Genomic DNA, 13,314 nt, shown 5'->3' on the forward strand with positions numbered 1-13,314 from the left:
TGGCGATGAGCGAGGAACACAGGGAGACGGGTACCGGGTGGCCGCGGCCGGGGGAGCCGGCGCGGCCGTCGGGTCCGGCGGGTGAGCCGGATCCGCGCCCGGACGCGCCCGATCCGGACGAGTTGAGCCCGTTGGCGCCGGTGGAGCCGGTGCCGGACGAGGCGGAGCCCGCGGAGCGGGAGGCGGTGCCGGAGTCCGAGCCGGAGCCGGGTGCGGCGGCCGGTGCGGGGGCGCCGTCGGCGGCGCGGCGGTTCTCGTCGGCGGGCGCGATGATCGCGGTGTTGCTGGCGTTGCTGGGTTTCACGCTGGTGGTGCAGTTCAAGACGACGTCGACGGATCCGACGCTCGCGGCGACGCGGGAGGAGGACCTGGTGCGGATCTCGTCGGATCTGGATTCGCGGGAGCGGCGGCTGCGCCAGGAGATCGAGTTGCTGGAGGAGAGCCAGCGGCAGCTGCGCTCGGGTGAGCAGGGCCGGCAGGCGGCGCTGGAGGAGGCGACGCGGCGGGCGGACGAGCTGGGCATCCTGGCGGGTACGTTGCCGGCTGTGGGTCCGGGTCTTGAGGTGCGGTTCTCGGGGCCGGCGAAGGCGGTGTCGTCGACGCGGATCCTGGACGCGGTGCAGGAGCTGCGGGGTGCGGGCGCGGAGGCGATGCAGATCCAGGGCACGGACGGTACGGCGGCGCGGATCATCGCGTCGACGTATTTCGTGGACGGGCCGGACGGTGCGCTGGTGGTGGACGGGCGGCGGTTGACGGGTCCGTTCACGATCATGGTGATCGGCGATCCGGCGACGATGCGTACGGCGTTGAACATTCCCGGCGGGGTGGTCGCATCGGTGCGGGACGGCGGCGGTAACGTGACCTCCGAGGATCGTGAGGTTGTGGAGGTTTCGCAGCTGCACGCGCCGATCAAGCTGGACCACGCCCGGCCGGTCTCGTGACCGGTCGCGGCCGCGCCGGTTTCTCCGGTGCACCGATGACGAAGGACGCAGTTGGTGATTCCTGAGGATCTGCGGTACACCGCCGAGCACGAGTGGGTGGTCGGCGGTGACGGTGGTGTCGTCCGCGTCGGTATCACGCACTTCGCGCAGGACGCCCTGGGTGACATCGTGTTCGTGCAGCTGCCGGAGCCCGGTGCGGTGGTGGCGGCGGGCGAGTCGCTGGGCGAGATCGAGTCGACGAAGAGCGTGTCGGAGATCTACGCGCCGTTGAGCGGTACGGTGGCGGCGCGCAACGAGGCGTTGGCCGACACCCCTGAGGTGATCAACACGGATCCGTACGGTGCGGGGTGGCTGGTGGAGATCACTCCGGACGATCCGGCGGCGGTCGAGGGTCTGCTGACCGCCGATGCGTACCGCGAGCTCACCGAGAGCTGAGTTCGTGCTGTTCCGGGCGGCGGCGAGGTTCCGCGCGTCCGGTTGCCCTGCATTTCGGCGCTGGCTAGGCTCGCCCAGTCGACCGAGAACCAATAGTTTGAGCGTTGCGGAATGCGCCTTCCCGGGCACGGGGAGCCAGCCGCCGGGTGTGGTGTTGCCCGGCGGCCAGACCCGCCATTCCCTGACGCCGACCGAACAGATCCGTGAGGTGGTCCCATGACGCGCCCAGACGACGAGTTCCCCCCGCTCGACGTCACTTCGACGCTCAATCTCGGTTCGCTCGACGAAGTGCTGGAGGGGCCGGACACCGATGTGGTGCCGAGCCGCATGTCCGGCTCGTTGCCGCCGGGTATGGCGTTGCTGGTGGTTCGCCGGGGTCCGAATGCGGGTGCCCGGTTCCTGTTGGACCACGATGTGACGACGAGTGGGCGGCACCCGGACAGTGACATCTTCCTGGACGACGTGACTGTGTCGCGTCGGCACGCGGAGTTCCACCGTGACGGTGGGACGTTCACGGTGCGGGATGTGGGCAGCCTGAACGGCACGTACGTGAATCGTGAGCGGGTCGAGGCGGCGACGCTGAGCAACGGTGACGAGGTGCAGATCGGCAAATTCCGGGTGGTGTTCATCGCCGGTCCGCGCCCGGAGGAGGAGGCCGGCCGGGGGTGAACGAGCCTGCGGCTTCGACGCCGTCCGGGGCGGCGCGGGCGCCTGCGCTGATGAGTATCGGCGAGGTGCTGGCGCAGTTGCGGCCGGAGTTTCCGGACGTCACGATCTCGAAGTTGCGGTTCCTGGAGGCCGAGGGCCTGGTGGAGCCGCAGCGGACGCCGGCGGGTTATCGGAAGTACGGCTGGGACGATGTGGCGCGGTTGCGGTTCGTGTTGACCGCGCAGCGGGATCAGTACCTGCCGTTGCGGGTGATCCGGGAGCAGTTGGCCCAGTGGGACGGGTCTGGTCCGTCGCCGGGGCGGGGGCGGCCGAATCTGGTGGCTGTGGGTCCGGGTGGTGAGGTTCCGGGCCGGGAGCCGGTGGAGTCGGTCGAGTCGTCGGAGGTGCGGCTGGACCGGGCGGGTCTGATCGCTCGTAGTGGTGTGGACGAGTCGACGCTCGCGGAGTTGGAGCGGCTGGGTGTGCTGGTGTCGGATCCGCCGGGGTGGTACGACGCGGATGCGTTGATCATCGCGAGTGCGGTGGCGGGTCTGGCGGCGTACGGGCTGGAGCCTCGGCATCTGCGGGCGTACCGGTTGTCGGCGGATCGTGAGGTCGGGTTGTTCGCGCAGTTGGTGGCGCCGTTGGCGCGGCAGAGCGATCCGGCGGCGCGGGCGCGGGCGGCGGAGACGGCGCGGGAGTTGGTGGCGTTGTCGCAGCGGTTGCACGCGGCGTTGGTGCGGGTGGGGCTGCGGTCGACGTTGGGCCGGTGAGGTCGTCGGAGGGGCCGGGTGCGGTGTGCGCCCGGCCCTTCTGCGTGGGTGGGCGCACAAAGATCTGGTCGGTGGAGCGTGTCGTAGGCTTGCCGGGGTATGCCCGTCCGGCGAGGCGTGGTGCACGTAGCGCGTGGGACTCCCGTGTCCTGGTCCGTGTACCGTGCAGGGAAGGGCGCGGTGCAAGGTGACGACGACACGGAGGCGGCGGTGCGCGAGCTGAGCGTGGTCGGAGTTCGGGTGGAGTTGCCCAGCAACCAGCCGATCGTCCTGCTGCGGGAGGTCGAGGGGGACCGCTATCTGCCGATCTGGATCGGCGCGGTCGAGGCGACGGCGATCGCTTACGAGCAGCAGGGGGTCAAGCCGGCCCGGCCGTTGACGCACGATCTTCTCCGGGATGTGCTGGCGGCGTTGCAGGCGCCGTTGCGGGCGGTGGAGATCACCGAGTTGAAGGAGAACGTGTTCTACGCGGATCTTCTCCTCGGTGACGGTGTGCGGGTGTCGGCGCGGCCGAGTGACTCCATCGCGTTGGCGTTGCGGGTGGGTGCTCCGATTCGTTGTGCGGAGCAGGTCCTCAGCGAGGCGGGGATCGTGATCCCGGACGAGCAGGAGGACGAGGTGGAGAAGTTCCGGGAGTTCCTGGAGCAGGTGCGTCCGGAGGACTTCGCGGGTTGAGGTGTCCGGCCGGGTGGCCGGGGTCGGCGTGGCGGTGGCCGGCGCGGCGTGTCGCGGTGTCTCCTGCGGGTGAAGTCCTTGGGGCGGCGTTAGGGTTGCCGTGTCGAGGGGTGCGCGTACGGGGAGTCGGCGCGGCACCGCCACGGGCGCGGGGAGGTTGGTCCGGATGCACGAGCCGCGGGATCCTGGTCCGGGTGCGGAACAGCAGGCGGGTGTGGGGGCCGATCCGGCCGGTGACGGCGAGGTCGGTTACCGGGGTGTGACCGCGTGTTCGGCGGTGGGGATCAGTTACCGGCAGTTGGACTACTGGGCGCGTACGGCGCTGGTGGTGCCGAGTGTGCGTGACGCGTCGGGTTCGGGGACGTCGCGGTTGTACTCGTTCCGCGACCTGGTGGTGTTGAAGGTCGTGAAGCGGCTGCTGGACGCCGGGGTGTCGTTGCAGAACATCCGTAAGGCGATCGAGGCGTTGCGGTCGCGTGGGGTGGATGATCTGGCGGGCATCACGTTGATCTCCGACGGGACGACCGTGTACGAGTGCCGGTCGCCGGAGGAGGTGGTCGACCTGTTGCAGGGCGGCCAGGGGGTGTTCGGCATCGCGATCGGTGGTGCGTTCAAGGAGATCCAGGGTTCGTTGTCGCATCTGCCGGCGGAGCCGGTGGGTGGGCAGGAGCCGGCCGTGCCGGCGGTGGAGCCGGAAGCGGAGTCGGTGGGTGACGAGCTGGCGGCGCGCCGGGCCCGGCGCCGGGCGGGGTGACCTGCGTCGCGTCTCGTTGACGGGATCGCGCCGCGCCCGAAAAAGGGTGCGGCGCGATTCGTGTTTTGGTGACGGGGTGTGGTCTCCGCCTGGTGGTTGAGGCGGGTGGCCGGTGTGGACCGGGCCGGGTGAGAGTCGTCGCAGGTCACGGCATGTGTGCGCGTGATGTCCGAAAAGGACGGTACGTCGGGCGGCTTGACGGCTTGTGTGCGAATGGTTGCGGTGCGTCCACCTTCTTCGGCCGGGTTGCTGACTGTCCGTGATCGACAGTTCTCGGGATCCGGACAGGGGCGGCGTGAAGTGTCGTGGCGGGCGCGCTATGGTCCGTTCCGGTCGTCGGCGTGTCGACGTCACGGTGGAACGCTGTGTGAACGCCGCGCCGGACGGCGAGCCCCTGCCGCGGCGCTGCCCGCGGACCCCTGCTGGAAGGACCGAGCATGACGGTGACGAGCGAGACCACCCCGATCTCCCACTACGAGCGCATCGGCGGCGCGGCCGCGGTGAAGGCCGCGGTGGAGCTGTTCTACGACAAGGTGCTGGCCGATCCGGATCTGGCCGGCTACTTCGCCGACGTGGACATGGTGGAGCAGCGGCGGCACCTGGCGCTGATGCTGGCGGTGGTGCTCGGTGGCCCGAACGAGTACGCGGGTCGTGGGCTGGCCGAGGCGCATCAGCCGCTGAACATCACCGGTGGGCACTACGCGAAGGTCGGTGAGCACCTGACGGCGACGCTCGTCGAGCTGGGTGTGCCGGCGGACGTGATCGCCGACGTGCAGGTCGTGCTCGGGCAGGTGCGGGAGCAGGTCGTGTCGGCGGGGGACGCCTGAGCGTGGACGTCGCACGGCTCAAGCAGAGCTGGTCCCTGGTCGCCGCGCACGGCGACCAGGTGCCGCTCTACTTCTATTCGACGCTGTTCCTGGCGCATCCGGAGACCCGGCAGATGTTCCCCACGAACATGGCCGGGCAGCGGGACCGTCTGGTGGCGGCGCTGGGGCATGTGGTGTCCCACGTGGACCAGGTGGACCGGCTGGTCGGGTTCCTGCGGGATCTCGGCGCGGATCACCGGAAGTTCGCGGTGCGCGCCGAGCACTACCCGGCGGTCGGTGAGGCGCTGCTGGCGACGTTGCGGCACTTCTGCGGTGAGGCGTGGACCGAGGAGCTGGCCGCGGACTGGGCCGCGGCGTACGGGCTCGTCGCGCAGGTGATGACGGAGGGCGCGCAGGCCGCGGAGGCGCAGTCGCCGCCGTGGTGGGTGGCGGAGGTGCTGACGCACGAGCAGCGCACGTTCGACGTGGCGGTGCTGACGGTACGCCCGCAGTATCTGTTGCCGTTCGCGCCGGGCCAGTCGATCGGGGTGTCGCATCCGGCGGTGCGGTCGTGGCGGTACTACTCGCCGGCGAACGCGCCGCGTCCGGACGGCACGGTGGAGTTGCACGTGCGGGCCGCGCCGGGTGGTGTGGTGTCGTCGCGTCTGGTGTACGGGTGCGCGGCCGGTGACCAGATCCATCTGGCGTCGCCGGTGGGTGACCGGTTGACGTTGTGGCAGGCCGGGTCGTCGGATCTGCTGCTGCTCGCCGGTGGGACCGGCTGGGCGCCGGTGAAGGCGCTCGTGGAGCAGGTTGCGGCGGAGGGTTCGGGCCGGCGGGTGGACCTGTACGTGGGTGCCCGTTCACGGACGGAGTTCTACGACAGCGAGGCGATCGACAAGTTGGCGGCGACGCATCCGTGGCTGCGGGTGTCGTACGTGGCCGGTGCGGATCCGGCCCGGCCGGGCGAGTCGGTGCGTATCGCCGACCGGGTGCTGGCCGACGGGGACTGGCGGTCGCGGCACGTGTACGTGTGCGGCTCCGACGAGATGGTGGGTCAGTCGGTGGCGGCGTTGACCGGCGCCGGGTACCAGCCGGGTCAGGTGCATCACGAGGGTTACGGCAAGCACTGGTACGGCCCGGCGTGGCGGACGATGACCGGCGCGGACGGGTCGGGAACGACGGAGGTGGGCCGGTGAGCGCGGGTCCGATCAGTAGTTACGACGCGCAGCAGGTGTCCGGTCCGGTGCAGGTGCGGTTGACCTCGGACCGGGTCCGGCGGTGGGAGTTCGGGTCGGCGGCGTTCACCCGCCGCGGCTACGACCAGACCGATGTGGACCGGTTCCGGTTGCAGGTGGCCGACGAGCTGGATCTGCTGGCGGCTCAGGTGGCGAACCTGCGGGCGGAGAACGAGCGGCTCAACGACCATCTGGAGCTGCACCGGCACGGGGTGATCCCGAGTACCGAGGCGGTGACGCCGGCGGCGAAGGAGGTCAACCTGTTGTCGGCGGCGCAGCGGGAGGCCGAGCAGATCATCGCGCAGGCCCACGACTACGCGCGCCGGGTCGCCGAGTACGCCCGTACCCAGTACGAGAGTTACATGCGGGCGGCGGCGGAGGAGGCGAAGCGGGAGGCCGAGCGGGCGGTGACGGAGTACCGCAGCGCGGCGGGGAGCGGCTTCGACGACTCGGTGGCCACGCGGGAGGCGTTGCGGATCTTCGGCGAGATGATGATCTCGCACATGCAGGCGGCGGCCCGGCACCTCGACGACGGCAGTGAGCAGTTGTCGCGCACGATGGAGCGGATCGCCCGGGAGCTGCCGCAGGGCGGCGGGGGCTCGCCGCAGCCGGCGTTGTCCCGCCACCAGCGTTGACCGGCGTCCCGGTCCGCCGCGGCGGGCGGGCCGGGACGTGCACGGTGGGTCAGGCGGTGACGGCGTCGATCGCCTCGGCGATGGGGCTGTCTCCGCCGACGAGTTCCAGGGTGTGCCCGGCGGTGGCCGGGGCGTACAGCAGGGCGAGCAGGACCCGGGCCACGTCGGCGCGGCTGATCGCGCCGGGTTCGGCGTGCCGGGCCAGGGTGATCCGGCCCGCGGGTTCGTCGTCGGTGAGGCGGCCGGGCCGCAGCACCGTCACGTCGAGGTCCCGTGCGGCGACGTCGTCCTCGGCGGCCTTCTTGGCCCGCAGGTACGCCGCCCACACGTCGTCGGTGCCGTCGGCGGGCGCGGCGTCCACGCCCATGGAGGAGACCAGCAGGTAGCGGCGGACCCCGGCTTGGACGGCGGCGTCGGCGAGGAGCACGGCGGCGCCGCGGTCGACGGTGTCCTTGCGGGCGGCGCCGCTGCCGGGTCCGGCGCCGGCGGCGAACACGACCGCGTCGGCGCCGGCGAGGTGGGCGGCGAGGGTGTCGACGTCGGTGTGTTCCAGGTCGCACACGACGGGTTCGGCGCCGGCGGCGCGCAGGGCGGCGGCGTGGTCGGGGTTGCGGATCAGTCCGAGCGCGGTGTCTCCGCGTCCGGCCAGTTCCCGCTCCAGCAGTTTGGCGATCTTTCCGTGCCCTCCGGCGATGACGACGCGCATGCGCTCAACCTAGCCCGGACCCGGCGGCCCCGCCGGGCGACCGGCCTCGTCGATCATGAAGTTGGCGGTACGACACGCCGGGCCGCACCACCGCCAACCTCATGATCAACGGGGCGAGGGCGGGCGGGAGGGGCGGTCAGCGGCGCGGCGAGGGACGATGGACGGGTGAGTGAGGCGTTCGAGGAACTGGCGCGGCTGGTGGCCGCCGGGGACGTGGTGGTGCTCAGCGGTGCGGGCCTGTCCACCGAGTCGGGCATCCCGGACTACCGGGGGCCCAGCGGCGCGGCGCGCCGGCACACCCCGATGACGTACCAGGAGTTCACCCGGGATCCGCTGGCGCGGCGGCGGTACTGGGCGCGCAGCCACCTGGGCTGGCAGATGATCGCCCGGGCGGCGCCCAACGACGGGCACCGGGCGGTGGCCCGGTTGCAGGCGGCCGGGCTGCTCGGCGGGATCATCACCCAGAACGTCGACGGGCTGCACACCGCCGCCGGCGCCACCGGTGTGATCGAGCTGCACGGCCGTCTCGACGAGGTGACGTGCCTGGACTGCGGCAACGCCACCGGCCGTGACGAGCTGCACCGGCGCCTGTCGGAGGCGAATCCGGGCTTCGACGCGCGGGTGGCGCGCGTCAACCCCGACGGCGACGTGGACCTGCCCGACGACGCGGTGACCGGGTTCCGCACCGTCGACTGCGGCCTCTGCGGCGCCGGCATGCTGAAACCGGACGTGGTGTTCTTCGGTGAGGCGGTCCCCGCCCCGCGGGTCGCGGACTGTTTCGCGCTCGTCGAGCGGGCCCGGGCGCTGCTGGTGCTCGGGTCGTCGTTGACGGTGATGTCGGGGCGGCGGTTCGTGCTGCGGGCGGCCCGCCACGGCATCCCGGTGGCGATCGTCAACCAGGGCGTCACCCGCGGTGACACCTACGCGACGCTGCGGCTGGACGCCCCGCTGGGTGCCACCCTGTGCGCGCTGGCCGACCGGGTGGCGGCGGCTCCGGCGCCGGTGTGATCAACCCCCGGGACATGAGCCGGAAACACGCCCGCTGGTAGCGTTGGGGGTGCCGGTACCACCCACGTGGGAGAGACCGTCGACCCGACGGCGCCGAAGGGGCAGATTCTCCCCGGAACCTCTCAGGCAAAAGGACCACGTGGGCAGGCGCTGTGGAGCGCGTCAGCGCGACTCAGGGGGAGGCCGACCCGTCGACCTCGCCCCACCAAGGAGCGCAGCGCATGACCGCAGAGCAGTTCGCCGACCGGCACATCGGTCCCGGCCGCGACGACGAGCGCCGGATGCTGGACACCGTCGGTTACGGCTCCGTCGACGAGCTGATGGACGCCGCGATCCCCGAGGTGATCCGCTGGCACGGCACCCTGGACCTGCCCGCCCCGGCGAGCGAGCGGGAGGCGATCGCCGAGCTGCGTGCCCTGGCGTCGCGGAACACCGTCGCCGTGTCCATGATCGGCCTGGGCTATCACGGAACGCACACCCCGGCGGTGATCCGCCGCAACGTGCTGGAGAATCCGGCCTGGTACACCGCGTACACGCCGTACCAGCCGGAGATCAGCCAGGGCCGGCTGGAGGCGCTGCTGAACTTCCAGACCATGGTCACCGACCTGACCGGTCTGGTCACCGCGAACGCCTCGATGCTCGACGAGGGCACCGCCGCGGCCGAGGCGATGACGCTCGCCCGCCGCGCGTCCAGGAGCAAGAGCCCGGTGTACGTGGTCGACGCCGACGCGCTGCCGCAGACCGTCGCGGTGATCGCCAGCCGCGCCGAGCCGCTCGGCATCGAGGTGCGCGTGGTCGACGTCGAGCGCGACGAGCTGCCGGCGGAGTTCTTCGGCCTACACCTGCAGTACCCGGGCGCGTCCGGCGCGGTCCGCGACCACCGCGCCCTGGTCGAGGCGGCGCACGGGGTGGGCGCGCTGGTGACGGTGGCGGCGGATCTGCTGGCGTTGACGCTGCTGCGCCCGCCGGGCGAGATCGGCGCCGACATCGCCGCGGGCACCACCCAGCGCTTCGGCGTACCGATGGGCTTCGGCGGGCCGCACGCCGGTTACCTGGCGGTGCGTTCGGGCCTGGAGCGGATGCTGCCGGGCCGGCTGGTCGGGGTGTCCCGCGACGCCGACGGCAACCCGGCGTACCGGCTGGCGTTGCAGACCCGCGAGCAGCACATCCGGCGGGAGAAGGCGACCAGCAACATCTGCACCGCGCAGGTGCTGCTCGCGGTGATGGCCGGCATGTACGCCGTCTACCACGGCCCGGACGGCCTGCGGGCCATCGCCCGGCGTACCCACGAGGCGGCGGCGCGGCTCGCGGCCGGGCTGCGCGCCGGCGGCGTCGAGGTCGCGGACGTCGTGTTCTTCGACACCGTCACCGCGATCGTGCCGGGCCGCGCCGCCGACGTGGTGGCCGCGGCGGCGGCGCGCAACGTGAACCTGCGGCTGGTCGACGCCGACCGGGTCGGCGTCTCCTGCGACGAGACCACCACGGCCGCGCACCTCGCCGCGGTGTGGGCGGCGTTCGGCGTCGACGGGTACGACGGCGACATCGACGCGGGCCTGCCGGACGGGCTGGCCCGCACGTCGGGGTTCCTCACCCACCCGGTGTTCCACAGCCACCACTCGGAGACGGCGATGCTGCGGTACCTGCGCCGCCTGGCCGACTTCGACTACGCGCTGGACCGCGGCATGATCCCGCTGGGGTCGTGCACCATGAAGCTCAACGCCACCACCGAGATGGAGCCGATCACCTGGCCGGAGTTCGCGCACCTGCACCCGTTCGCGCCGGACGAGCAGACCGCCGGGTACCGGGAGCTGATCGCGCAACTGGAGGGCTGGCTGGCCGAGGTGACCGGCTACGACGCGGTCAGCGTGCAGCCCAACGCCGGGTCGCAGGGTGAGCTGGCCGGGCTGCTGGCGATCCGCGCCTACCACCGGGAGCGCGGCGAGGGTCACCGTGACGTGTGCCTGATCCCGTCGTCGGCGCACGGCACCAACGCCGCGTCGGCGGTGATGGCCGGCATGCGGGTGGTGGTGGTCGGCTGCGACGCCGACGGCAACGTCGACCTGGTCGACCTCGACGCGAAGATCGACAAGCACCGGGACTCGCTCGCCGCGATCATGGTGACGTACCCGTCGACGCACGGCGTGTACGAGACCGGCATCGCCCAGTTGTGCGCGAAGGTCCACGACGCGGGCGGTCAGGTGTACGTCGACGGCGCGAACCTCAACGCGCTCGTCGGGTTCGCCAAGCCGGGCCGGTTCGGGGCGGACGTGTCGCACCTGAACCTGCACAAGACGTTCTGCATTCCGCACGGCGGCGGCGGCCCGGGTGTGGGGCCGGTGGCGGTGCGGTCGCATCTGGCGCCGTTCCTGCCCGGTGACCCCCTCGGTGCGCGCGCCGACGGGCGGCCGGCGATCTCGGCGGCGAACCACGGGTCGGCGGGGATCCTGCCGATCCCGTGGGCGTACCTGCGGATGATGGGCGCCGACGGGCTGGCCCGCGCCACCGGCGTGGCGGTGCTGGCGGCGAACTACGTGGCGGCGCGGCTGCGCAACCACTTCCCGGTGCTGTACGCCGGCAACAAGGGCCTGGTCGCGCACGAGTGCATCCTGGACCTGCGGCCGCTGACCAAGGCGACCGGTGTGAGCGTGGACGACGTGGCGAAGCGGCTGATCGACTACGGCTTCCACGCGCCGACGATGTCGTTCCCGGTGGCCGGGACGCTGATGGTGGAGCCGACCGAGAGCGAGGACCTGGCCGAGCTGGACCGCTTCTGCGACGCGATGATCGCGATCCGGGCGGAGATCGACAAGGTCGGCTCGGGGGAGTGGCCGGCGGGGGACAACCCGCTGTCCAACGCGCCGCACACCGCGGCGATGGTGTCCGCCGACGAGTGGCCGCACCCGTACCCGCGGTCGGTGGGCGCCTACCCGGCGGGTGTGGACCGGGCGGGCCGGTACTGGCCTCCGGTGCGGCGCATCGACGGCGCGTACGGCGACCGGAACCTGGTGTGCTCGTGCCCCGCGCCGGAGGCGTTCGAGGACTGAGCGGCTGACGCCGGGGCGGTGGGCTGTCGCCGCCCCGGCCGGTGCGCCGGACGGTCATGACCGGCGCGTACGCTCACTGACGCTGCGTGATCGCTCAGGCGACGAGGGCGTGGCGGGCCGGACCCCGGTGCGGGGCGATGGTGCGCCCGTCGGGGAGCAGCTCACCGGTGTCCTCGAAGACGATGACGCCGTTGCAGAGCAGGCTCCAGCCCTGCTCAGGGAAGCAGGCAAGGACGCGGGCGGCCTCGCGGTCGGTCGCGTCGGCGGAGGGGCAGGTGGGCTGGTGCTGACACATCGGGTTCTCCGGACTGTGGGGGCACTGTGTCATGGTTCACATGACCAGTGACGCACAGTACCAAGGAAAACTGAGCGGCAACGAGCAAGGATGCGTCATGTTCACCCAGAATGGGCTGAACGGATGACCCGTAACGGCCCGGACGTCGTGGAAGCGCTCCCACAGGTGGAGGTCGATGTTCCCGGCGCGCCGCCCGGATGCCGCCGCCGGCTCGTCGAGACCGCCCGCCTGCACTGGTCGATCGGCGACGGCGGCGACCCCGCCGACCTGGCACAACGCTTCCTCGCCGCGCACGGCATCACCCGCGACGACCTGTCGCGCCCCGGCCGCCACGACGCCGGTGCCGGAGTGTGCGGGGCCGCGCTGTACCTGTCCGCCGCCGCCGGCGCGTACGCCATCGGCGTGTCGCCCGGCGCGCCGAGCCCCGCGCCGGCGCTGCCCGACCTGGTGGTGGTCGTCTACCACCACACCGACCGCCCGGCGGCGCCCCGGCCGCCGGCCCCCGCGCCGTGGCGGCTCGGAGGCTGGCGGGACAGCTGGACCCCGGCCGCGCACGCCGCCGCCGTCGGCGCGGTCCGCGAGGCCATCGCCTGTGGCGACGTCTACCAGGTCAACGTCGTCGGCCACGCCGCCGCCCCGTACGCCGGCGATCCGGTGCCCGCGCTGGCCCGCCTCGCCGCGCTACCCGGCGCCCGCTACGGCGGCACCCTGCACGGCCCCGGCTGGGCGCTGGGCTGCGCCTCCCCGGAGACCCTCGTCGCGGTCGAGCGCGGCCGGCTGGTCACCCGCCCGATCAAGGGCACCCGGCCGGCCACTCCCGCCGGACGCCGCGACCTGCTCGCCTCGGCCAAGGAACGCGCCGAACACGTCATGATCGTCGACCTGGAACGCAACGACCTGGCCCGGGTGGCCCGTACCGGCTCGGTGCGCGTCGACGAGCTGTTCGCCGTACGCCGCTGGTGTGACCTGTGGCAGGCGGAGTCCACCGTGTCGGCGGCGCCCGCCGACGGTCTGGGCCTGGCCGACCTGCTGCGCGCGGTGTGCCCCGGCGGGTCGGTCACCGGCGCGCCCAAACACGCCGCCCTGGCGCGCATCGCCGCGCTGGAGCCGGTCGGACGCGGCGCGGGCATGGGCGCGCTGGGCTGGGTCGGGCCCGACCGGCTCGACCTGGGCCTGACCATCCGCACCGCCGCCGCCGACGGGGACCTGCTGCACCTGTGGGCCGGGGGCGGCATCACCTGGGACAGCGACCCGGCCGCGGAGGTCGCGGAGGCCGCCGCCAAGGCGGCCCCGATCCGCGCCCTGCTCGCCGGCTGACGGCCTGTCCGCCGCCCCGGCTGCCCGGCCCCGGGGGCC

General features: G+C 72.6%; 14 protein-coding genes and 1 riboswitch. Of the genes, 12 read left to right on the forward strand and 2 right to left on the reverse strand.

The genetic code is table 11. The annotated features are described in order from the left end of the window. The first annotated feature begins 5 nt into the window (after positions 1-5). The 9 genes from ACN27C_RS24030 to ACN27C_RS24070 all read left to right on the forward strand — a co-directional run bounded on the left by ACN27C_RS24030 (position 6) and on the right by ACN27C_RS24070 (position 6,905). Positions 6-941, forward strand: a complete 936-nt coding sequence (locus ACN27C_RS24030) for a DUF881 domain-containing protein (RefSeq protein WP_121684238.1) — start codon at positions 6-8, stop codon at positions 939-941. Positions 942-995: 54 nt separating this feature from the next. Beyond that, complete coding sequence (gene gcvH / locus ACN27C_RS24035; protein ID WP_013286373.1) at positions 996-1,376, forward strand: glycine cleavage system protein GcvH; 381 nt, start codon at positions 996-998, stop codon at positions 1,374-1,376. Positions 1,377-1,592: 216 nt separating this feature from the next. Further along, the gene (gene odhI / locus ACN27C_RS24040) at positions 1,593-2,045 is read left to right on the forward strand and encodes an oxoglutarate dehydrogenase inhibitor Odhl (protein WP_007071101.1); all 453 of its coding nucleotides are present in this window, start codon (positions 1,593-1,595) and stop codon (positions 2,043-2,045) included. A 50-nt stretch (positions 2,046-2,095) separates the two neighbouring features. After that, positions 2,096-2,797, forward strand: a complete 702-nt coding sequence (locus tag ACN27C_RS24045) for a MerR family transcriptional regulator (RefSeq protein WP_199733138.1) — start codon at positions 2,096-2,098, stop codon at positions 2,795-2,797. Positions 2,798-3,007: 210 nt separating this feature from the next. Next, a complete protein-coding gene (locus tag ACN27C_RS24050) occupies positions 3,008-3,472 on the forward strand; it encodes a bifunctional nuclease family protein (RefSeq protein ID WP_088647333.1) in 465 nt (154 codons plus the stop codon). A gap of 166 nt (positions 3,473-3,638) precedes the next feature. Beyond that, entirely contained in the window at positions 3,639-4,226 is a 588-nt protein-coding gene (locus tag ACN27C_RS24055) for a MerR family transcriptional regulator (RefSeq protein WP_233585654.1), read from the forward strand. A 437-nt stretch (positions 4,227-4,663) separates the two neighbouring features. Next, a complete protein-coding gene (locus tag ACN27C_RS24060; RefSeq protein ID WP_120569863.1) occupies positions 4,664-5,053 on the forward strand; it encodes a group I truncated hemoglobin in 390 nt (129 codons plus the stop codon). Positions 5,054-5,055: 2 nt separating this feature from the next. Beyond that, positions 5,056-6,231 (forward strand): globin domain-containing protein, encoded by a 1,176-nt coding sequence (locus ACN27C_RS24065; RefSeq protein WP_422748311.1) that lies wholly within the window; start codon positions 5,056-5,058, stop codon positions 6,229-6,231. Then, the gene (locus tag ACN27C_RS24070) at positions 6,228-6,905 is read left to right on the forward strand and encodes a DivIVA domain-containing protein (protein ID WP_091426887.1); all 678 of its coding nucleotides are present in this window, start codon (positions 6,228-6,230) and stop codon (positions 6,903-6,905) included. Before ACN27C_RS24065 ends, ACN27C_RS24070 begins: the two co-directional genes overlap by 4 nt. 49 nt (positions 6,906-6,954) lie before the next feature. Here the strand turns inward: ACN27C_RS24070 and ACN27C_RS24075 are convergent, their stop codons facing one another. After that, on the reverse strand, positions 6,955-7,611 hold the full coding sequence (locus ACN27C_RS24075) for an NAD(P)H-binding protein (RefSeq protein WP_120569866.1): 657 nt from the start codon (positions 7,609-7,611) through the stop codon (positions 6,955-6,957). 165 nt (positions 7,612-7,776) lie between these two features. On the opposite strand from ACN27C_RS24075, the gene ACN27C_RS24080 reads away from it, so the two are divergent. Both ACN27C_RS24080 and gcvP read left to right on the forward strand, forming a co-directional pair. Then, positions 7,777-8,619: an NAD-dependent protein deacetylase gene (locus ACN27C_RS24080; protein WP_422748314.1), complete on the forward strand. Its 843-nt coding sequence runs from the start codon at positions 7,777-7,779 to the stop codon at positions 8,617-8,619. A gap of 57 nt (positions 8,620-8,676) precedes the next feature. Beyond that, positions 8,677-8,767: riboswitch (glycine riboswitch) on the forward strand. A gap of 73 nt (positions 8,768-8,840) precedes the next feature. After that, the gene (gene gcvP, locus ACN27C_RS24085) at positions 8,841-11,663 is read left to right on the forward strand and encodes an aminomethyl-transferring glycine dehydrogenase (protein ID WP_422748316.1); all 2,823 of its coding nucleotides are present in this window, start codon (positions 8,841-8,843) and stop codon (positions 11,661-11,663) included. 94 nt (positions 11,664-11,757) lie between these two features. Here gcvP and ACN27C_RS24090 read toward each other — a convergent pair whose 3' ends face one another. Further along, positions 11,758-11,958, reverse strand: coding sequence for a DUF5999 family protein (locus tag ACN27C_RS24090; RefSeq protein ID WP_013286363.1), 201 nt, complete (start codon positions 11,956-11,958; stop codon positions 11,758-11,760). A 123-nt stretch (positions 11,959-12,081) separates the two neighbouring features. Between ACN27C_RS24090 and ACN27C_RS24095 the strand changes: the two genes are divergently transcribed. After that, positions 12,082-13,275, forward strand: coding sequence for a chorismate-binding protein (locus tag ACN27C_RS24095; RefSeq protein WP_422748318.1), 1,194 nt, complete (start codon positions 12,082-12,084; stop codon positions 13,273-13,275). Positions 13,276-13,314 lie beyond the last annotated feature (39 nt).

This window comes from Micromonospora sp. WMMD1219 (assembly GCF_049315215.1).
Lineage (GTDB): Bacteria > Actinomycetota > Actinomycetes > Mycobacteriales > Micromonosporaceae > Micromonospora > Micromonospora tulbaghiae.

Coding starts and splice junctions, on each gene's coding strand:
- ACN27C_RS24030 (WP_121684238.1), top strand. CDS start 6: ATGAGCGAGGAACACAGGGAGACGGGTACCGGGTGGCCGCGGCCGGGG.
- odhI (WP_007071101.1), top strand. CDS start 1,593: ATGACGCGCCCAGACGACGAGTTCCCCCCGCTCGACGTCACTTCGACG.
- ACN27C_RS24045 (WP_199733138.1), top strand. CDS start 2,096: ATGAGTATCGGCGAGGTGCTGGCGCAGTTGCGGCCGGAGTTTCCGGAC.
- ACN27C_RS24055 (WP_233585654.1), top strand. CDS start 3,639: ATGCACGAGCCGCGGGATCCTGGTCCGGGTGCGGAACAGCAGGCGGGT.
- ACN27C_RS24060 (WP_120569863.1), top strand. CDS start 4,664: ATGACGGTGACGAGCGAGACCACCCCGATCTCCCACTACGAGCGCATC.
- ACN27C_RS24075 (WP_120569866.1), bottom strand. CDS start 7,611: ATGCGCGTCGTCATCGCCGGAGGGCACGGAAAGATCGCCAAACTGCTG.
- gcvP (WP_422748316.1), top strand. CDS start 8,841: ATGACCGCAGAGCAGTTCGCCGACCGGCACATCGGTCCCGGCCGCGAC.
- ACN27C_RS24090 (WP_013286363.1), bottom strand. CDS start 11,958: ATGTGTCAGCACCAGCCCACCTGCCCCTCCGCCGACGCGACCGACCGC.
- ACN27C_RS24095 (WP_422748318.1), top strand. CDS start 12,082: ATGACCCGTAACGGCCCGGACGTCGTGGAAGCGCTCCCACAGGTGGAG.